Below are 21,419 nucleotides of genomic sequence, written 5' to 3' on the forward strand. Positions count from 1 at the left end.
TAGTAAACTAGCTTATTTTTTCAAGTTGTAGAATGATTTCAATCCACGGTATTCAGCTACTTCACCAAGTTGATCTTCGATACGAAGCAATTGGTTGTATTTAGCGATACGGTCAGTACGTGAAAGTGAACCAGTCTTGATTTGTCCTGCGTTTGTTGCAACTGCGATGTCAGCGATTGTTGAATCTTCAGTTTCACCTGAACGGTGTGATACAACGGCAGTGTAACCAGCTTCTTTAGCCATTTCGATAGCTTCGAAAGTTTCAGTAAGAGTACCGATTTGGTTAACTTTGATAAGGATTGAGTTAGCAGCACCTTCTTGGATACCACGTGCAAGGTAGTCAGTGTTTGTTACGAAGAAGTCGTCACCAACCAATTGGACTTTCTTACCAAGACGTTCAGTAAGAGCTTTCCAACCTTCCCAGTCATTTTCATCCATACCATCTTCGATAGTGATGATTGGGTATTTGTTAACCAATTCTTCAAGGTAGTCGATTTGTTCTGCAGATGTACGAACAGCAGCGCCTTCACCTTCGAATTTAGTGTAGTCGTAGACTTTACGTTCTTTATCGTAGAATTCTGATGATGCACAGTCAAATCCGATGAATACGTCTTTACCTGGTACATATCCAGTAGCTTCGATCGCAGCAAGGATAGTTTCAACACCATCTTCAGTTCCTTCGAAACGAGGAGCGAATCCACCTTCGTCACCTACGGCTGTTTCAAGACCACGAGATTTAAGGATTTTCTTAAGAGCGTGGAAGATTTCAGCACCGTAACGAAGAGCTTCTTTAAATGTAGGTGCACCAACTGGCAAGATCATAAACTCTTGGAAAGCAATTGGAGCATCTGAGTGAGAACCACCGTTGATGATGTTCATCATTGGAGTTGGAAGAACTTTAGTGTTGAATCCACCAAGGTAGCTGTAAAGTGGGATTTCAAGGTAGTCAGCAGCAGCACGAGCTACAGCGATAGACACACCAAGGATTGCGTTCGCACCCAATTTACCTTTGTTAGGAGTACCGTCAAGAGCGATCATTGCACGGTCAATAGCTTGTTGATCACGAACATCGTAACCGATGATTGCTTCAGCAATGATGTTGTTTACATTGTCAACAGCTTTTTGAGTTCCAAGACCACCGTAACGAGATTTGTCACCGTCGCGAAGTTCAACCGCTTCGTGTTCACCAGTAGAAGCTCCAGATGGAACCATACCACGTCCGAAAGCACCTGATTCAGTATAAACTTCTACTTCAAGTGTTGGGTTACCGCGTGAGTCTAGGACTTCGCGAGCGTAAACATCAGTAATAATTGTCATTTCTTACTCTCCTTTGAGTTTAAATTTTTTACACCTCTATGATACCTTAAAAATACGCGTTTTTCAAGAAAAAACGTTATCTTTGTGCAGATTTTCCTTAACTTTAGCAAGAAATCGCTTTCTTTATCTTGAAATCCAGCTCCATTCGTTTGTCATTTTGTAGTTAAAGTATGATATACTATTCTTATGACTGATCTATCTAAAGAAATTATGGAAAAGGCCCACGGTGGCTTAAAATTAAATCCTGATGAACAACGTCGCTTTCTAGGTACTTTTGAAGAGCGCGTCCTAGGGTATGCTGATTTAAGAACAAGCAACAGTCCTCAGCTTCAAAAGGGCTTTTTGAAGGTGCTTAAAAGCTTCAGTGAGCAAGCTGACCCTCTCTTTGTAAAAATCTCCCCAAATGTTGATTCTAGCGTCCAATTGAGCTATCTAAAACAAGCAAAAGAGTTCGGTTGCCAGGCTACCATTGTTTCGGAAGAGCATGACTCCTCTCCTTTTGGGCTCGTGATACATACAGATGCACCAGTGACCACTACTGACAAGGACCTTCGCTCTGCTTTTGCAGATCTCTGGGAGGAAGAAAAGAAACCGAGCAAACCTTCTCTTTGGAAGAAATGGTTTGGTTGATCATGACTGTCCCCTAGGCATTTATATCAATAGCAAAAGATTACATAGAAAAAAGCGGTTTAACCGCTTTTTTCTATGCTTAATAGATTTCCAATATTTCTAGCTGTAAAGAGAAGATTTTCCCTTGCGTTCTTCAGAAGTTGGTCTAAACTATCAGGGTGTTTCGTTATGGAAAAAGCTCCGACTATATTTTCAAATGGGAGACTTGGTAAATCATCTGCAAGACTTCCACAAATAGCTATGACAGGGATTCCCTTTGGGGTTCGTCTCGCAACTCCTATCGGAGCTTTTCCTGATAGACTTTGATGGTCCAGTCGCCCCTCACCGACAATGACCAAGTCTGCATTTGCTACCTTGGAGTCAAAGTCGATTAGCTCTAAACAAGTTTCAATTCCTGAAACAATCCTTGCATGCGCGAAGGCACAGAGACCTGCCGCAAGGCCACCACCAGCTCCCATCCCTGCTTGGGTCAACACACTAGGACAGTTCTTTTCATAAAAGCTGTAAATAGCTTGATCCACTTTATCAAACATAGTGGGGCTAAGCCCCTTTTGTTTTCCAAAAATATAGGTTGCTCCATCTAGTCCACATAGAGGGTTCGACACGTCTGCTAAGATATGTATCTGGACATCCTCTGGAATCTTTATCGCTTTCTCTTTACGGATGGAATCACACTTTAAAAGACTTTGTCCACAGGCCTTCAATTGCTTTCCTTCTCTATCATACAATTGATAGCCTAGACCTACTGCAAGACCAAGCCCACCATCATTGGTGGCTGTTCCTCCAACCCCGATATAAATATCCTTTTTTCCTTTATTGATCAAATAACAGATCAGTTCTCCAATTCCTCGGGTCTCTATGTCAAGTGGATGACGTTGATCAACTGGAATTTTTCCTAAGCCGATCAAGTCGGCTACTTCAAAGAGAGCCATAGTTTCCTTCTCCACATACCGCATTTCTACCGGCTTTCCAAATGGACCTGTAACAAGGGCAAAGGTTTCCATCAAGTCTAACGAGTATCGGATGGCATCCACTGTCCCTTCCCCTCCATCTCCAATAGGACAAGTAATCGGTTCTACATCGATAATAGACTGTCGCAAGCCTTCCGCAATCATTTCCGCTACTTCTTTCGCGGGTAGGCACTCTTTGAATGAATCTGGAGCAATTAAAATTTTCATGGAGTCACCTCCTTTATCTCTTTCTATGTTGGTATTTCCCATCACATCTTATCTCCATAAAAAAACATCCAGGAATATTCTCCTGGATGTTTTGGATTAGAATCGGATGGATTCTCTTGTTTTTTCATATGAGCTAACAAATCTCTCTGTTACTCCTGGTTCTACTGTTTCCAATGCTTCTGAAATGACTTTGAAGGAAGCAGGATAGTCATACTCTTTTTCAAAAATGTACAAAGCTTCATCAAAAGCTGCTTGGACATGATCATCGAACGAACGATAACGATTTGAGTATTGAAGCAACTGCTCTGTTAGAGTAGCGTATTGTACCAGTTTATAAGTTTCTTCTTCTAACTCTGTCATATCGTTGGTCAAAATATCCAGGAGACGATTGACGTTTTCAATATTGACACGACGACCTTCTAACTCAGCCAAAAGAGCTTCTGTGTTATCACTTGCAGTGAAGAAGATAGTAAGGAAGGATTGAGGAATTCCAGGTAAGTTACGCTTATCCATGTAGCGCTTAATAGCATGTAAACGGTTAGCGTAGATATTTACCTTTTGACGAGCATTCGTATCGTCTTTCTCAATCTTAGACAAGGTTTCGCTCAGTGCAATCTGATCATCTTCAATTTCCTTCAGACGTTCTTCAATCGCTTCTAACTCTTCTTGAAGAATAGAGTAAGCTTTTTGAGTTTCAGATGTATCATTCAAGGCATCCTCTACAACAAGCTCTTGAGCTGTTAATTCAGCTTCTAACTCCTTCAAGTGATTTTCCTTGAGTACTTTGCTTTCAAATATTTTGCTGAGACGTTCAACTTCTTCTGCTAAACTCTTGTTATTTTCCTTAGCATGGGCAAGGTAACCTGGTAATGCTTTGACCAATTTTTCAACCACTTTGTGTGATTCGATTTCACGAGTGAAAATATCATACAAGGCGTTGATTTCTTCTTGAATCTGCTCATTCTCATAGAGTGCATTATCTAATTCAAGAGCAGCAACATTGGCAAGATTGGCTTTCAATGCCGCATGCAGTTGTTGGAAACGTGCTTCCAAGTCGGTCTCTGTAAAATGATAACCAGATTCCAATAGTTTGCGATAACCAGATTCCAAATCTTCCAATTGGTCAGGAAGAGTTGTTTGTAGATCCTTCACAATTGCAGGAACTTTTTCAACAATGTGAGTCAAGGCTACAATATGGTTTTCTGCTGTGTCAAGAATTTCAGCAGCTTCAACAGGGTCACCTGATGAATTCAAGGTTACAAATTTTGAAAACTCAACTTGAATATTTTCAGATTGCTTCTCAATTTCGGGAAGCGCTGGGCCATACGCATCTGGATCAGAAGCCACTTGTTTTTGCAAGTTTTCAAACATATCCAAGGCATGAACAACTCGACCGCTATTCATTTCTTCTTTTTCTTTTAATTCAGATAAAGCTTGACGGATGGCCTTGATATCTTCATCAATTAATTGAACCTGACTCTCAATATTTCCAATTGCTTGCTTGGCTTTTAAAAAGCGGAAAGAATTGTTGTAGCCTTCTGCTTCAAAGAGGTTGTTCTCAATATCAGCAAAAGAATTGAGGGATAGGTCCACCCATTTTTGATTCCATTCACGAAATGCAACTTGACTTTGACCAATCAAATGCATATTCTTCACAGCCTCTACTTCATCATTTACCGGAAGGTTATACAACTCTTCTTTTCGTTCTTCCAGTGCTGCTAGTAAGGCTTCGTTACGCTTTCTCAATAAGACTGCCACTACATATCCTAAAACCAAAAGGACCCCAATGACAATAATGAGAATAATTAGTCCACGAGACATATAAAAACTCCTTCATTAAATTACTTGAAAGTAATCGTAGTTATTATATCATAAATATTCGAATAATTGGCAAATATCGCAGAATTTTATACATCAAGTGTACTATATTCGGCATTTTCTTCGATAAATTCACGGCGAGGTTCTACTCGATCTCCCATGAGCATATCAAAGATTTTATCTGCTTCTGCTGCATCATCCACTGTTACACGAGCCATGAGGCGGTGTTCTGGGTTCATAGTTGTTTCCCAGAGCTGATGATCATCCATCTCACCCAAACCTTTGTATCGTTGAATCGTTGGTTTGGAGCGACCTTCAGAATAGCGTTCTAAAGCCGCAGCCAATTCTGCTTCTTGGTTGACTCCTGGTTGAATGTATTCTTTGATCTCACTACCGACTTTTACACCATAAATTGGTGGTTGGGCGATATAAACATAGCCAGCCTCCAAAACGGGTTTCATATAGCGATAGATCAAGGTTAGGAGGAGGGTTCGAATATGAGCTCCATCGACATCGGCATCCGTCATGATGACTAATTTTTGATAACGGGCTTTTGATACATCAAATTCTGCACCAAAACCGGTTCCCATAGCTGTGAAAAGACTACGAATTTCTTCGTTGGCCAAAATCTTGTCCATGCTAGCCTTTTCCACGTTGAGGATTTTCCCACGAATAGGGAGAATTGCCTGGAACTCCCGGTTCCGACCTGATTTAGCAGATCCTCCGGCAGAATCTCCTTCGACGATGAAGAGTTCTGTCTCAGCTGGATTGTTAGATGAACAGTCTGCTAATTTACCAGGGAGGTTTGAGATTTCTAAACCAGATTTCTTGCGGGTGACTTCTCGGGCTCGCTTAGCAGCAACACGCGCTTTGGCAGCCAGAATTCCCTTTTCAACAATTTTCTTAGCAATCTGCGGATTTTCCAACAAGAAATCAGAGAAAGCATCGCTGAACAAACGGTTGGTAATCTTCACCACTTCAGAGTTTCCAAGTTTGGTCTTGGTTTGTCCTTCAAACTGTGGATTTGGGTGTTTAACAGAAATGACGGCTGTCAATCCTTCCCGAACATCTTCCCCTGTGAGATTCTCTTCATTGTCCTTGAGAAGTTTATTCTTACGAGCATAGTCGTTGATAACACGGGTTAAGGCTGTACGGAAACCTTGCTCATGAGTTCCACCTTCATGGGTATGGATGTTATTGGCAAAGCTCATGACGGTTTCGTGATAACCAGTCGTATACTGCATAGCCACTTCAACCGTGATATCATCCATTTCGCCATCAGTATAAATCGGAGTTTCGAAGATGACATCCTTGTTTTCGTTGATGTATTCTACATAACTAGCAATCCCACCTTCATAGTGGTAATCTTTCGTTTGCTCCTGGCCTTCACGCTTGTCTGTAATCGAGATCCGTAAACCACGGTTCAAGAAAGCCAACTCTTGAATCCGTTTGTTCAATTTCTCAAAATCAAATTCAGTTGTTTCTGTGAAAATTTCTGGGTCTGGAGTAAAGTGGACTGTAGTACCAGTTCGATCTGTTTCACCGATCACTTCAAGATCTGCAACGACTTGACCGCGTTTGTATTCTTGGTAATGAATTTGGCCATTCTTATGGACGTGTACATCTAGCTGAGTCGACAAGGCATTTACGACGGATGACCCAACTCCATGTAGTCCTCCAGAAACCTTGTAACCACCACCGCCAAATTTTCCTCCTGCATGGAGAACGGTAAAGACAGTTTCTACTGCCGGACGGCCTGTTTTTTCTTGAATATCAACCGGAATTCCCCGTCCATCATCGATGACTGTAATCGAATTATCAGCTTCGATAAAGACTTCGATATGGCTAGCAAAGCCAGCAAGGGCCTCATCGATAGAGTTATCGACGATTTCCCAGACCAAATGGTGAAGACCTTCTTTAGAAGTGGATCCGATATACATCCCCGGACGCATCCGAACTGCTTCTAAACCTTCTAAAACCTGGATCTGACTGGCATCATATTCTTGGCCAGTCGTTTCTTGTTTCAATTCTTCTGTCATTCTTTCCCTTTTCTAATTAAAAATATAGGCACTTAATTGATCCATTGAGTCAAACAAATAGGTCGCCATGCCAGCTCTCTGGCCAGCTTCAATATCGATCGGGCGATCTCCAATCACCAAGCCTGACTCAATTGCATACTTGTCTTTTAAATACAACATGGAAGTAGGATCTGGTTTACGTGGAAAACCGTCATCAGCTGTCACAACTTCTGTAAAGTAATGACGAATTCCTGTTTTTTCTAGGATGGTCTCTACATGATGGTCACGGTGAGATACCAAAAAATGACGGGCTCCGACTGCTGTCAGACGTTCCAACAACTTCTCAGTCCCCTCGAATAAGCAGGGGATTTCAAGAGCTTCTATCTCTCGCTTTTTATACTCTCCCAAAAAGTCTGGAAGATCTGAGGCAAACTGCTGAACAGCATAATCCGTGGAAACCTTTAAAGCTACATAAACAGAATCATGATCAGCCTCCCTTTGGAAATACTGTAAGGTCGCTACAAAAGCTTTTGTAGAGGTCTCATAATTGTCCAATAAAGTCCCACCAAGATCCCATATAAAATCATGATAATCCATAGCTTCAATTATACCATAATTTTCGAAAAATTGCTTGTAAAGTCAATGTTTTCACGGTTTTTTTACAGTCTTCTCCCTCCTATTTTACTTTCATTCAAAAAGCATTTATATTTTAAGAAATCCAGACGATAAAAAAATAAAGGCAGGAAATTTCCTACCTTCATTTTTCTTCTCACCATCTAAGGTGCCGACGTTCCAAAAACATCTTGATAGAGCATGCCTTCTCTTAATTTTGCTGCATCTCCACCAAAATGCTTGACCAGTGCATAAGAAAAAGCAAGTGCCGTTGCAGGGCCCCGACTGGTCAAGATGTGACCATCCTGAACCACCGCTTCTTTCACATAGTGTCCTCTTCCAATTTCTTTTTCAAAGCCATCATAGCAGGTGTAGTGTTTTTTATCTAGCAGGCCTGCCCGATCCAACACAATCGGAGCTGCACAAATAGCCGCAAGACTTTTTCCTTGTTCATGGGCTTCTTTTAAAGACTGAATCAAGCCTTCATGGTCGCGTAGATTCGCCGCACCAGGCATCCCTCCTGGAAGGACAATGCCATCAAAATGATCCAATGAACCGGACCAGACCTCATCTACCTTCACTGTGATGCCATGAGAACCTGTCACTTCTTGATCAAATCCAACCATCTGACACTCGATTTCTGCTCTTCTCAAGACATCGACAACAGTCAAGGCCTCTATTTCTTCGAACCCACTTGCTAACATTACTGCTACTTTTGCCATATTAAATGATTCCTTTCTCTTGTAGCCGACTGAGTTGTTTCTGTCTCAATAGTCGACTTTCTTTTTTTCGTTCTTCACTTACCCGGTTTTGGTGGCTCATCGATAACAATAAGCCAATCCCAATGAGGTTACTAACAATAGCTGATCCCCCTTGTGAGATAAAAGGCAAGGGAATTCCAGTTAGAGGCAATATTCCTGTTACAGCCCCAATATTTTCAAATATGTGGAAGACTAACATCATAATAAACCCAGTCGAGATATAAGTATAAAACTGATTATTGGATTTCAGAGTAATCCGCAACATTTTATAGACTAAAAACATGTATAAGAGGAGAAGAACCAAACCTCCTACAAAGCCAAAATCTTCCGCAATGACCGTAAAAATCATATCACTCTCCCGGACAGGGATCAACAGGTTGGATACATTAAAGCCTTGCCCCAATAAACCACCGCTTGCGATTGCCAACTGTCCTTGTGCCTGTTGAAAAGTCATAGTTTGAGCATAGTCAAAAGGATTCAACCAGGCTAAAATACGATTCATCTGATAGGTAGGCATCCCCAGAGTTTGATGGAGAAAGGCTCGCCCACCGTTTGATAGAAAGACGGCCAAAAAGAGAGCGATCCCACCTACGAGGGTTAAAAAGACTGGTAAAATGATTTTCCAGGAGACCCCTGAAATGAGGACGACTCCTGAGAAAATCGCCATAAATACCAAGGAAGTTCCAAAATCATGTTGAAAGGCCAAGAGTCCAAGAACTGGTATGGTGTAGGCCGCAATTTGTACAATTAGAAAAAAGTCTTTTTTTAGCGTTCGATCTTCTTCCCTATTGTTTCGTAAAAAATGAACAATCGAACGAGAGACCATCAAGATATAAGAAATTTTCATAAATTCTGATGGTTGAAAGAGGCTAATCCCCTTGTAGGCTACCCAGTTTTTAGAACCAGTCGAAGCAACCAAGTTTGGGTTGTAAAAATAAAGGGGCAAAACCATTAAGACCAAACCAAAGACATACAAATAAGGCGTCACTTTCCATAAAAATTCTGTATTAAAAAGCATGACGACAAAACTAATCATACAGCCCAAAACAATCCAGGCAACCTGTTGCCCTAAAATGGGCCAAACCAGGTCCGGATAATCATTTGAAACTGCAATGTAGACTGCCACCACTCCAAATGCCAATAACAACAAAACAGTGGTGATCAAGGAGAAATCTCCTCTAAGTTTGAAAGACTGACGTCTCTTCATTTCATCTCCCTTTCATTTAGATTCCTAAAAAGTATTGAAGTAGCAGACTAGAAATGGATACAGCTACCCAGGCAACAAGGCCAATAAGAAGAGGAGCTACCCCCTGCTTGCGAAAGGCTTGAATAGACACTTGACTTCCAATGCCAACCAAGGCCATAGCCATCAAATATTGTGACAACCATTTACAGAACGGAATCCAAGAACTTGGAAACCAGCCAAAGGAGGTCACTAAAGAGGCCAAAAGGAAGTAGAAAATAAACCAAGGAACGATTTTACTTAGTTTCACTTGCTTCCCTTCTCGATCCTGTTTCGACCGTCCAAGAAGTTTTATACCCAGCATTCCAAAACAGATTGGAATAATCATTAAGGCCCGTGTCAGCTTGACAACAGTCGCAATTTCACCAGCTTCTTTACTATAGGAAAATGCCGCCGCTACAACAGATGAAGTATCATTAATGGCCGTTCCTGCCCAAAAACCAAATTGCTGATTTGTCATCGCAAGAAGGTGACCAAAGAAAGGAAAAAGGAAGACCGCTAAGATGTTGAAGAAAAAGATGGTCGACATGGACAGAGCGATGTCGTTTTCATCAGCTTCTAGAACAGGGGAAGCCGCCGCGATTGCAGATCCTCCACAAATTGCTGTCCCCATTCCAACCAAGGTCGTTAAGATCTTTGGAGCTTTTAAAAGGTAGCCCACTGCAAAAGCAGAGAGAAAGGCAATACTGATGGTCGGTAAACTAACGATCAAAGAAGACAGGCCCAATTTGGTCACCTTTTGAAAGGACAAGGTAAAGCCCATCAAGATAATCGAATATTGCAAGATTTTTTTCCCTGAATAGGATAGACCTGATCTACTCGTTTGAGGCAAGACTTGGCTAGCATTCAAAAGGATGCCACATAAGATGGCAAAGAGACTAGAGCCAAGGATAGGCACTGCTTTTCCTAATACCATAGATAGTCCTGCTGCAAAAACTGCAATCATAAGGCCTGGAAGATACTGGCACCAATTAGATTTTTTATTCATTTTAACTCCTAAATTGTTCAACAACTACTTTTATTTCTCCAGTCTTAGCGATGACAAGAGGAGCGATTTTCTCTAAACTGGCTTGAATCTGCGAGCCATATTGACGGTTTAATAAGCGTTGATCTAATAAAATAACCAGAGATTCTTGCTCGCTCGAACGACTCGAGCGTCCAAGAGCCTGCTTTAGGCGTAAAATCGCTAGAGGCAAACTATAATCATAAAAAGGATTTTTCCCCTCTAGACGCAAGGTTTCATGTAGCTTTTGTACGAAAAAATCACTTGGATTATCAAAAGGAATACGAGGAATGACTTGAATGATTTTTGCTTGCTGGGCAAAATCGACACCCTCCCAAAAGCTACCGGATCCTAATAGAACGGAAGCTTCCCCTCTATCAAATCGCCGTTTAATATTTGCCGCTTCGCCATTTTTATACTGAGCCAGATGACTCACTGTCATCTGATGTGAAGTTGCTAGAAGTAAGTCTTTGGAAGTAAACAAGGCAAAGAGAGGCAAGCCAGTAGCTGCTAGTTCATCCAAATATCGCGCTAAAGAGATTGCTAACTCCTCTTGAGTCAGGTTGGTCAAATCAGGAAATTCTCGATCAATGAAGATGGTTTGACCTTGATGGTAGGACAGTTCTTTCCCGATGAATTGGTAGTTCTCAATTCCTAAAATCGAAGCTAGATTGACCTTTTTACTAATCGATAAGGTAGCTGAGACCAAAAGAAGTCTAGTGGTCGTCGGAATAAAGTCCTGAAGCGAAACCAAGCCCTCTCTTCCAGATTGCAGTCGAATAATCGGATGCTGGTCCTCTTGTGTCCGGTCAATCCAAAAAATTTGAAAACGAGGGTCAAAGACCGTTTTTAATTCCGCTAAAACTGGACTATCTAGTTCAGATAAATCCTGGCGAATCTTTTGAACCTGTTCTGCTCTCAGCTCTATCTTTTTGTTGCCTGATTCAAGATGTTTGAGGATGGCATTTAATTCAAATTGGAGACTTTCAAGGATCCTCCGTTTCAACAAGGATTTTTCTGTTTCTATCTCACGCTGCAGATCTAGCATGAAATCAGATAGTGATAAGGAAGCCCTTGAAAACTGCTCCAATGAAAAATAAAGTTTTTGTGCTTCATCCACCACTAGGGTTCGATTTTCTACCAATGAAGGATCGTCCTCTAAACGAGTCAATAGATAGGCATGATTGGTAAGCACGACTCGGCTCATTTTGGCTTTTTCTTGACCGAGACGCCAAAAATCTTCTGTGTAAAATAAAGATTTTTTTGATAGGTTCCCATCATGACGGATTCGTTGAACAAAATTCCCGTAGCGATGAAGCTGCCCCACTTCGTTTAGATCACCTGTCCTTGTTTGAGCCAACCAGACCAATAATTGCATTTTGAACCGATTCCAGAGGCGATTTTCCTCAGGTTCATGCAAAATTTGATAGAAGGCATCTAGTTTTAAATAATTTTGAGGACTCTTTAAACTATGAAAAGAGGTCTGAAAAACGTCCTCAATCATCTTTGCTTCCTGCTGCATGATTTGGTCTTGTAAGACCTTGGTCGGAACACTAACAACAATCTGGTCCTTTGTATGCGCTAGTAAAGGAAGGAGGTAGCCATAGGTTTTTCCAATCCCAGTAGGACCCTCAACAAAGGTGGCTACATCTCTAGAGGACTGAAGACTTTCTTCGATTGCCTGAGCAAACTCTTTCTGCAAGGGGCGGGCTTCCATCCCCATCAACTGGATATTAATATCAAACTGATCAGAAAAATTCTTAGCATCGCTCCTGATAAGGGGCTTACGAAGAAAAATCCCATGACGGGAGGTCAAGTCCTCACCATGAAAAGCTACCGTATCCTCGAAAGCATCCTCTATCAAGAGTCTCGACTCGTAAATTAGATTATCAGAAAATGGCAGCAAGGTTTCCACCAATTCTCTTGGTAGGGAAGCAATCGTTTCACGAAGCTTAAGAAAGAGCTGGGCGGTTGCTTGGGCATCTGATATAGCTGAATGAGCATGGTCCAAGGGGATCGCTAATTCTTCGCATAAGCTACTTAAATTGTATCTTTCTAAGGTTGGGAAAAAGACTTGAGCCAATTCAACCGTATCGATCCGGGGTGTTGTGAGCTCAAATCCTTCCCAAAACAAAGATTCTGCCAAGAGATTGGCATCAAATTTGACATTATGAGCAACAAAGACAGCATCTTCAATCATTTCGTAAACTTGTCTGGCCACTTGTGAAAAATCAGGAGCCTTTTTTAGTTGCTGATTGGTAATTCCCGTCAGTTGGCGAATATGTTCGTCTAGTTGTTCATGCGGGTTGACGTCTGTCTCATAGGTCTCTACAATCTGCCCATCTTGAATGATGACAATCCCGATTTGAATTATTTTTGCATTGCTGCTTGCACTGGTTGCTTCCAGGTCCACGACAGCATATTTTCTTTTAACATTCGTCGTCATAGCACTTAAAATTATATCATTTTCCGACTCGCTTTGCTTGGGTTTTTATGACATTGAAGGAGCCAAATCCAACCAAGCGATGATTCTTCGGTTTCTAGAGGCGTTTTAGTCAGCTATTTTATCATATTTTTGATAGACTAATAGAGAAAGGAGCTCTTATGAAAATCCACCGTATTGTCAACCCCATCGCTTATGAAAACACCTACCTACTTGAAAACGAGCACGATCTTCTCGTTGTTGACCCTGGCAGTGCTTGGGAAAATATCCGAAAGCGCATTGATCATCTCGCAAAACCAATTGCTGCTATTCTCCTAACCCATACCCACTACGACCATATCATGAGTTTAGAGAAAGTGCGGGAAACTTATGGCCATCCACCTGTTTATGTAGATGCTCATGAAGCGACTTGGCTCCAAAGTCCTGTGGACAATCTTTCCGGACTAGACCGACATTCTGACTTAATGGATGTGATCTGCCAGCCAGCCGAAAAGCATTTTGACTACCGAACAGCTTACCATTTGAAGGACTTCCATTTTTATGTCCTTCACACACCCGGACATTCCATCGGAGGTGTCTCTATTGTTTTTCCTAACGATCATCTCGTCTTGACAGGTGATGCCCTTTTCCGAGAAACCATTGGCCGGACCGATTTGCCGACAGGAAGCGGTCCCCAACTCCTAGAAAGCATCGAGACACAATTACTCACTCTTCCCTCCTCTTACGCAGTTTACCCAGGTCATGGCAATGATACCACCATCGGTCATGAAAAAATGTTTAATCCCTTCTTTCGAAATCGTTAAAAAAGAGAGTGGGACAGAAATCGGTCATTCGTTAGAATTCGATTTCGTCGTCCCACCTCCGCACAGTTGAATGGGGGCTATAAAAGCTGATGAAATTAGCGTAGTAGAGCCCACTCAACCACTGCGTCTTGCTCGACAATCCAAAGACAATTGAGAGGCTAGGACTTTTGTCCCAGCCTCTCTTTTATATTCTTAAATCTTCAAAAAACGTCTCATTGAAATCGATGAACCTAGTGCTCCAATTAAAATACCGAGACCAAACAATCCACCGACCATAATCGGAACAAGAATGTTTGGACTGTATAAGAACAATTTCTGATCTTGTAGGGTATTGTACATGGACTTGTAGACAATATTATAGACATAATAGAGCAAGAGAGCAGGTGGAATTGCACCAATCAAGCCAATCCACGCACCTTCCAAAAGGAAAGGAGCACGAATATAGCCACTCTTAGCACCTACCAGACGCATAATCTTGATTTCTCGACTCCGTGAAATAATGGTAATCCGAATCGTATTGGAAATCAAGAAGACTGCGATAAAGATTAGTAAACCGGCACCAATCAAGCCCCAAATACGGATGAAGTTTCCGAGAGCAAAGAGACGTTGAGTATCAACTCCTCCATCTTTTACTTCAGACACCCCTTCAATTTTCTTAGCGGCCTTGGAAACTTCTTTCACATATTTAGGAGCCGTTGTCTCTACAAAATAGGCATCATAGAGAGGATTGGCATCCCCATCAAAAATTTTCCAGTTGTTACCGGCAGTCTTGATCAAGTTTTCATATTGTTCTTCCTTGCTAGAGAACTCAACCTTATCAACATTCTTCATGGCTGTCAATGCATTATAGACTTTCTTGTAGTCTTCATTATCAACCATCTGCCCTTCTTTTTCTATCTGCGGGCTTTGATCTTGTATATCCTTGCGCATATAGACAACAATTCGTACACTATTTTGAATATCATCTGATAGCTTAATCGTATTCGCAATCACTGAGGCAAAAATCGCTACTAGTCCGAGTGTAATCATCACCGAACTAACCGCAGCAATGGTCATCCAGCCATTCCGTTTTAAACTTTTAAATGATTCAATGAGATGGCGGAAAAATCTTCTAATCATCGTATCCGTACTCTCCTTCCGCTTCATCCCGTACAACACGTCCATTTTCAATGGCGATAACACGGTGACGAAGTGTATTTACAATTTGGCTATTATGAGTCGCCATCAAAACAGTGGTTCCTTGTAAATTAATTCGCTCCAAGAGATTCATAATTTCCCAAGAATTATCTGGGTCCAAGTTCCCTGTCGGTTCGTCCGCGATCAATACTTTAGGATTGTTCACAATAGCACGCGCAATGGCGATCCGTTGTTGCTCACCACCTGAAAGCTCATTTGGAAATGAACGAACCTTGTGTTTCAAACCAACAAGATCTAGCACTTCCATAACGCGTTTCTTAATGTTGCGACGACGCTCTCCAATTACTTCCATTGCGTAGGCAATATTTTCATATACCGTCTTTTTAGGAAGCAATTTGTAGTCTTGGAAGACTACTCCAACATTTCGACGCAACATCGGAATATCGCGTTTTTTAATTTTATCTAGGTCAAAACCAGCTACTTTCAAGGTTCCTTTATCATGTTTCACCTCACGGTAAAGCAAGCGAATAAAGGTTGATTTCCCTGCACCAGAAGGTCCTACAATATAGGCAAATTCTCCTGGTTCAATATGAACGGTCACTCCACGAAGAGCTGTCGTTCCGTTGTCATACTTTTTGACAACATCTTTCATTTCAATCATTGACATGTATTGAAAATTCCTTTCCACATTTTATATAGAAGGAGGACTTTAATTGAGACGCCATTTTAAATAGGCATCAATAAAGCCATCAATATCTCCGTCCATTACTTTATCAACTTGGGCTACTTCGTAACTCGTACGATGATCCTTCACCATGGTATATGGTGTAAAGACATAGGAGCGAATCTGACTTCCCCAGGTGATTTCTTTTTTATCACCCTTTAAGGAGTCCACCTCAGCTGCCTTCTTTTCTTGCTCCAATTGATAAAGTTTTGCCTGCAACATTTTCATTGCACGGTCACGGTTTCCGTACTGAGTCCGGTCAACCGTCGAAGCCACTACAATCCCTGTTGGGATGTGGGTCAATCGAACACCTGTTGAAACCTTGTTGACATTTTGTCCACCAGCTCCACCTGAACGGAAGGTATCCATCTTGATATCATCATCTCGGACTTCCACTTCAATCGTATCATCCAATTCTGGCATGACTTCAACTGACGTGAAGGAAGTATGGCGACGCTTAGCTGAGTCGAATGGCGAGATCCGTACCAAACGGTGGACACCCATTTCTGATTTCAACAAGCCATAGGCATGCGGTCCTTCGAAGGACAGCGTCACTGATTTAATCCCAGCCTCGTCTCCTGCCTGATAGTCCAAGACTTCCACTTTGAAACCATGAGCATTTCCGAAGCGGGTATACATCCGAAGGAGCATATCTCCCCAGTCCTGAGCCTCAGTACCTCCAGATCCTGGATGGATTTCCAAGATTGCATTATTATTATCATAGGGTTCTGATAAGAGAAGCGTCATTTCATAACTGGTCATCATCTTATCCAACTCTATCAACTTCTCTTCTAGCTCTTCGTGAACGGATTCATCTTCTGAGAGAAACTCAAGAAGGATTTCGGATTCATCAAACAAGTCTGTCATTTGATGGAAATTCTCGTAGGTTTGTTTCAACTCATTTAATTCCTGAGATGTCTTTTGCGCTGCAATATTATCATCCCAAAAATCAGGTTCTGTCATTTTGTTTTCCAAAATGGCAATTTCTTCTTCCAGACCCTCTAAGTCAAAGAGACCCCCTGAAAGAAGCTAATTTTTCACGATTCGCGTCAATTTTCTGACGGATTTCTGAAATATCCATAAGTACCTCTTTCTAAGTATCAGTCTATTATACCACAAACCCCGTCATTTGCACATAGTAAGAGATAGTAGGAATCATTTATCCTACAAAAATCGTATAAAACCAAGCCGTTGTCACTTCCCTTGTTACATAATTGTTAGATTTGTTACATGTTGGTTAACTTTCTTTTTCTTATCAACTTGTGATACACTAGTGATATGACACGTATTGGTTTTATGAGTGACCTGCACCTGGATTCCAATCAGTTTGGCGAGGTCGAACGCATGCAACTCCTTCAGGTCCTACAAGAAGAACAGATTGATCACCTTCATCTAGCTGGTGACATTTCCAATAACTTTAAGCAGATGAGTCTCCCCTTTATTCAGGAGCTCCAAACCCAGCTCCCTGTTTCCTTTAATCTGGGCAATCACGATATGTTATACCTCTCAGAGGAGGAAATCCATCAGTATGATTTTCAAGTCCAGACCTTTGGAGATAGCCATTTAGTCAGTCTTGCTGGTTGGTACGATTATAGCTTTGTCCCTGAAAAGAGCAAGGAGGTCCACCTACGTACCAAAAATACTTTCTGGTTTGATCGAAGATTGGAACGTCCCTTAGACGACCCAACAATCACGCAAGAAGTTCTCTCCCAATTGGATCAGGTACTAGCTTCTTTAGATGGTAGAATCATCGTCGCTCTTCACTTTGTTCCCCACAAGGATTTTCTCGTTAGCCACCCCTACTTTCAGAAATTCAATGCCTTCTTAGGTAGTCAAGCTTTTCATGATCTCTTTGTAAAACATGGGGTAAGAGATGTGATCTTTGGTCACTTGCATCATCGCCATTCTTCCAGAGTCATCGATGGCATTCACTATCACATGCGGCCCCTTGGCTATATTCGAGAATGGCAATTGACGGAGGATTTTTTCAAGTCCTTCCCTCAGTACAAGATTTCCCAAATGTATCGCCTTCATAAACGCTACAATGCTGTGAAGGGCTTACCTGAATTTCATCAATACAAAAGACAACATTTAGCAAATGAATTTCGTCAAGCTTTAACCATCCTTGACTGCTAAAAAAAATAAAAAGATTTCGATCCCATAAGGAGTCGAAATCTTTTTTCGTTAAAATAGCTTATTCTTCTGTTTCAAGGAGATTCTTTGCAACAAGAGCTGCCAAGATACCACCAACGATTGGAGCAAGGATAAAGATCCAAATTTGTTGAAGAGCTGCACCACCTACAAAGAGAGCAGGAGCCAAGCTACGAGCTGGGTTAACAGAAAGTCCTGTAATATTCAAACCAACAAGAATGATCAAGGTCAAGCTCAAACCGATCACAAGACCAGCGATTTTACCATTTCCTTTAGAAGCTGATGTCACTGTCATAATGACCAAGATAAAGATAAAGGATGCAATCACTTCGAACAAGAAACCGCCAAATGGGGTTACTCCTTTAGCCAAGGCATTTTCACCAAGACTAGCTGTTGACATACCTGAATTGGACAAAAGGAAGAAGACAGAAGCAGTCGCAAGGAAAGCTCCCACTACTTGCGCTACAATGTAGTTGACCAAGTCTTTAGATGACAAGCGTTTGTTGACAAACATAGCAATAGAAACAGCTGGGTTCAAGTGGGCACCGGAAACAGTCCCAATAGAGTATGCAGCTGCAACAATTGACAAACCAAATGCCAAGGCAATTCCTAGATGCCCAAGACCTTCAGTTCCATTTCCAAAAACAACAGCGCCAGTCCCGATAAAGACAAGCATAAATGTGCCGATTACTTCAGCAAAAAACTTTTTCATAATATAGTTTCCTTTCTTCAAACTGTCGTCTAGTTTATCAAAAATCAATTCTGGACTCAAGAAATATGCCCAGACATTTCTGCACACAAAAAAAGCCATCCGAAGATGACTTTTCAATGCTTAAATAGCGTTTTTATCCTTACCGAGTGCACGTTGGACGGCTTTGACAATTTCAACAAGAACCACAATCATAATTGCACCTACAGCAACCACCAACCATTGCGTCAAACTCAAGTTTGAAACATGGAAGAGTTTATTAAATCCAGGTACCATAATGGTTGCCATTAAGAGAATAAAGGCTACTGGGATAGACCAGTTAAAGGTCTTGTTCTTGAAGAGTCCCACTTTAAAGATCGATTGATAGACCGATTTCACGTTAAAGGCATGGAGCAATTGGATTAAACCGAGAGTTGCAAAGGCCATAGTAAGGGCATCCGCATGGATTTCTGCGTGACTCTGGTGCTCTGGGAAAAGAATTGCCCATCCGTATACGCCAAGTACCAAGATAGTTTGGAAGATTCCTTGATATAGGATGGCTCCAAAGACCCCACCGTCAAAGAAGTTGGACTTACGTCCACGAGGTTTGTGGGTCATGACACCTGGCTCAGCTGGTTCCACACCAAGAGCGATAGCTGGTAGGGTATCTGTTACCAAGTTAATCCATAATAGATGCACTGGTTGAAGAACGTCCCAACCAAAGAGGGTTGCAAAGAAGATAGTGAAGACCTCAGCCATATTAGCAGACAAGAGGTATTGGATGGATTTTTGGATATTGGAGAAGACCTTACGTCCTTCTTCAACTGCTACGATAATGGTTGCGAAGTTATCATCGGCAAGGACCATATCAGAAGCTCCCTTAGAAACCTCTGTACCAGTAATCCCCATACCGATACCAATATCAGCAGTCTTAAGTGATGGAGCATCGTTGACCCCGTCACCAGTCATGGCAACAACCTTGCCTTCTTTTTGCCATGCTTTCACAATCCGAACCTTGTGCTCAGGCGATACACGCGCGTAAACAGAGTATTGCTTGAAGACTTTTTGGAATTCTTCATCAGTGAGTTCATTCAACTCAGCACCAGTGAAGACATGGTCTTCTGTATCATTTGGATCGATGATTCCAAGACGTTTGGCGATAGCTTCCGCTGTATCTTGGTGGTCACCAGTAATCATGATTGGACGAATGCCTGCCTCCTTAGCGACACGAACAGCTTCTGCAGCTTCTGGACGTTCAGGGTCAATCATGCCGACCAAACCAGAGAAGATAAGGTCAGATTCAACAATTTCAGATTCCAAGGTTGGAATTTCATTGCTTGTCTTATAAGCCATCATCAAGACACGAAGGGCTTGTTTGGCCAAGTCTTTGTTGGTAGCAAGGATAGCTTTCTTATCTTCCTCTGTGATTGGGCGAACTTCCCCATTGACTTCAATACGAGTCACACGTTTGAGCAATTGGTCAGGGGCACCCTTCACAGCGATAAAGTAAGAGCCATCAGCTTCCTTATGAATGGTAGACATGAGTTTCCGGTCTGAGTCAAATGGCAATTCAGCCACACGTGGCTCATCCTTCAAGACTTCACGGACGTCGAAATTGTGGTCCAAACCAAACTGTACTAAAGCAGTCTCAGTTGGATCCCCAATCAACTTACCAGCTGGGTCCACCTTGGTATCATTGGCAAAGTTCATGATACGAAGCGTATTGTTGCTAGCAGCAATTTCTGCTGCCGAGCTTTGCAATTGACCGTTGGTATAAACCTTCTCAACCGTCATTTGGTTCATCGTCAAAGTACCTGTTTTATCAGATGCGATGATTTCTGTTGAACCAAGCGTTTCAACCGCTGGTAATTTACGGACGATGGAATTCCGTTTTGCAAGGGTTGTCGTTCCCAAAGAGAGAACGATGGTGACAATAGCAGGAAGTCCTTCTGGAATAGCCGCAACCGCAAGGGCTACCGCCACCATCAAACCTTCCAATGGATGTTCTCCACGAACGAAGACGCCAACCAAGAAGGTAATCACTGCAATCACAACTATTAAGTAAGTCAAAGTCTTAGACAATTGAGTCAAGCTTTGCTTCAACGGTGTTTCCGTTTCGTCTGCATTGGCCAACATGTCCGCAATCTTACCAACTTCTGTATACATACCAGTGTTGGTTACGACACCAATACCACGACCGTAAGTTACGTTAGAGTTTTGGTAAGCCATGTTAACACGGTCCCCGATACCAGCATCTGCTTCAACAAGTCCTGTCACATCTTTTTCAACTGGAACAGACTCCCCTGTAAGAGCTGCTTCTTCAATTTTAAGGGAAGCTGCTTCAAACAAGCGCATATCAGCAGGCACCACATCTCCCGCTTCTAGCAAGACGATATCCCCAGGCACCAGTTCTTTTGAGTCAATCTCAATAACATGACCATCACGACGAACACGGGCCATGGGGCTAGACATATTTTTCAGAGCTTCAATGGCCGCTTCAGCTTGCCCCTCTTGGTAAACCCCAAAGGCAGCATTCAAGACAACAACAGCTAAGATGATAATCGCATCTGTTAAACCATCCATCCCTTCTGTAATCACAGAAAGTGCCGCTGCCGCTAGCAAGATGATAATCATCAAATCCTTAAATTGATCAAGGAATTTAGCTAGTAGGCTACGTTTCTCACCCTCTTCTAACTCATTACGACCATAAGTCGCTAAGCGTTCTTGAGCTTGAGCAGTTGACAAACCTTCGATAGATGAGTCCAATTTCTTTAGGACTTCTTCTGCGGTTTGAGTGTAAAACAAGTCTTTATTTTGTTCTTTTGACAAAACAGTCTCCTCCTTTTTTGGCCTCTTTTTACAAAAAAGAGACCTGTTTTTTAAAAAAACAAGT

General features: G+C 41.9%; 17 protein-coding genes. 3 read left to right on the plus strand and 14 right to left on the minus strand.

What is annotated here, in order from left to right:
* Nucleotides 1-12: 12 nt before the first annotated feature.
* Nucleotides 13-1,317, minus strand: coding sequence for a surface-displayed alpha-enolase (gene eno / locus N596_RS04030; RefSeq protein WP_023027059.1), 1,305 nt, complete (start codon nucleotides 1,315-1,317; stop codon nucleotides 13-15).
* A 186-nt stretch (nucleotides 1,318-1,503) separates the two neighbouring features.
* Here eno and N596_RS04035 point away from each other — a divergent pair, with 186 nt between their 5' ends.
* A complete protein-coding gene (locus N596_RS04035; RefSeq protein ID WP_023027060.1) occupies nucleotides 1,504-1,947 on the plus strand; it encodes a DUF1694 domain-containing protein in 444 nt (147 codons plus the stop codon).
* A 59-nt stretch (nucleotides 1,948-2,006) separates the two neighbouring features.
* On the opposite strand, the gene N596_RS04040 is transcribed toward N596_RS04035, so the two are convergent.
* From N596_RS04040 to N596_RS04075, 8 genes are all read right to left on the minus strand, one after another.
* Nucleotides 2,007-3,125, minus strand: coding sequence for a glycerate kinase (locus N596_RS04040; protein WP_023027061.1), 1,119 nt, complete (start codon nucleotides 3,123-3,125; stop codon nucleotides 2,007-2,009).
* A 96-nt stretch (nucleotides 3,126-3,221) separates the two neighbouring features.
* Nucleotides 3,222-4,946: a septation ring formation regulator EzrA gene (gene ezrA / locus N596_RS04045; protein WP_023027062.1), complete on the minus strand. Its 1,725-nt coding sequence runs from the start codon at nucleotides 4,944-4,946 to the stop codon at nucleotides 3,222-3,224.
* Between the two features lie 86 nt (nucleotides 4,947-5,032).
* Nucleotides 5,033-6,982: a DNA topoisomerase (ATP-hydrolyzing) subunit B gene (gene gyrB, locus N596_RS04050; protein ID WP_023023814.1), complete on the minus strand. Its 1,950-nt coding sequence runs from the start codon at nucleotides 6,980-6,982 to the stop codon at nucleotides 5,033-5,035.
* 12 nt (nucleotides 6,983-6,994) lie between these two features.
* Complete coding sequence (locus tag N596_RS04055) at nucleotides 6,995-7,558, minus strand: HAD-IA family hydrolase (protein WP_023027063.1); 564 nt, start codon at nucleotides 7,556-7,558, stop codon at nucleotides 6,995-6,997.
* A 179-nt stretch (nucleotides 7,559-7,737) separates the two neighbouring features.
* Nucleotides 7,738-8,295 carry a DJ-1 family glyoxalase III gene (locus N596_RS04060; RefSeq protein WP_023027064.1) on the minus strand — a complete coding sequence of 186 codons (558 nt, stop codon included), beginning with the start codon at nucleotides 8,293-8,295 and terminating at the stop codon, nucleotides 7,738-7,740.
* A gap of 1 nt (nucleotide 8,296) precedes the next feature.
* A complete protein-coding gene (locus N596_RS04065; RefSeq protein WP_023027065.1) occupies nucleotides 8,297-9,541 on the minus strand; it encodes an FtsW/RodA/SpoVE family cell cycle protein in 1,245 nt (414 codons plus the stop codon).
* Nucleotides 9,542-9,557: 16 nt separating this feature from the next.
* The gene (locus tag N596_RS04070; RefSeq protein ID WP_023027066.1) at nucleotides 9,558-10,565 is read right to left on the minus strand and encodes a YeiH family protein; all 1,008 of its coding nucleotides are present in this window, start codon (nucleotides 10,563-10,565) and stop codon (nucleotides 9,558-9,560) included.
* Nucleotide 10,566: 1 nt separating this feature from the next.
* Entirely contained in the window at nucleotides 10,567-13,026 is a 2,460-nt protein-coding gene (locus tag N596_RS04075; protein WP_023027067.1) for a bifunctional DnaQ family exonuclease/ATP-dependent helicase, read from the minus strand.
* Nucleotides 13,027-13,184: 158 nt separating this feature from the next.
* Here N596_RS04075 and N596_RS04080 point away from each other — a divergent pair, with 158 nt between their 5' ends.
* A complete protein-coding gene (locus N596_RS04080; protein WP_023027068.1) occupies nucleotides 13,185-13,826 on the plus strand; it encodes an MBL fold metallo-hydrolase in 642 nt (213 codons plus the stop codon).
* Nucleotides 13,827-14,018: 192 nt separating this feature from the next.
* Here the strand turns inward: N596_RS04080 and ftsX are convergent, their stop codons facing one another.
* From ftsX to prfB, 3 genes are all read right to left on the minus strand, one after another.
* Nucleotides 14,019-14,945, minus strand: coding sequence for a permease-like cell division protein FtsX (gene ftsX / locus N596_RS04085; RefSeq protein WP_023027069.1), 927 nt, complete (start codon nucleotides 14,943-14,945; stop codon nucleotides 14,019-14,021).
* Nucleotides 14,938-15,630: a cell division ATP-binding protein FtsE gene (ftsE, locus tag N596_RS04090; protein WP_023023829.1), complete on the minus strand. Its 693-nt coding sequence runs from the start codon at nucleotides 15,628-15,630 to the stop codon at nucleotides 14,938-14,940. The genes ftsX and ftsE overlap by 8 nt, the downstream gene beginning before the upstream one ends.
* A gap of 42 nt (nucleotides 15,631-15,672) precedes the next feature.
* A protein-coding gene (gene prfB / locus N596_RS04095; RefSeq protein WP_111674402.1) for a peptide chain release factor 2 occupies nucleotides 15,673-16,768 on the minus strand; the annotation gives its coding sequence in 2 pieces (ribosomal slippage) (nucleotides 15,673-16,695 and nucleotides 16,697-16,768; 1,095 coding nt in all).
* A 197-nt stretch (nucleotides 16,769-16,965) separates the two neighbouring features.
* On the opposite strand from prfB, the gene N596_RS04100 reads away from it, so the two are divergent.
* Entirely contained in the window at nucleotides 16,966-17,823 is an 858-nt protein-coding gene (locus N596_RS04100; RefSeq protein ID WP_023027070.1) for a metallophosphoesterase, read from the plus strand.
* 58 nt (nucleotides 17,824-17,881) lie between these two features.
* Here the strand turns inward: N596_RS04100 and N596_RS04105 are convergent, their stop codons facing one another.
* Both N596_RS04105 and N596_RS04110 read right to left on the minus strand, forming a co-directional pair.
* Nucleotides 17,882-18,550 carry an MIP/aquaporin family protein gene (locus tag N596_RS04105; protein WP_023027071.1) on the minus strand — a complete coding sequence of 223 codons (669 nt, stop codon included), beginning with the start codon at nucleotides 18,548-18,550 and terminating at the stop codon, nucleotides 17,882-17,884.
* Between the two features lie 120 nt (nucleotides 18,551-18,670).
* Entirely contained in the window at nucleotides 18,671-21,355 is a 2,685-nt protein-coding gene (locus N596_RS04110) for a cation-translocating P-type ATPase (RefSeq protein ID WP_023027072.1), read from the minus strand.
* Nucleotides 21,356-21,419: the final 64 nt, after the last annotated feature.

The organism is Streptococcus ilei (assembly GCF_000479335.1).
Lineage (GTDB): Bacteria > Bacillota > Bacilli > Lactobacillales > Streptococcaceae > Streptococcus > Streptococcus ilei.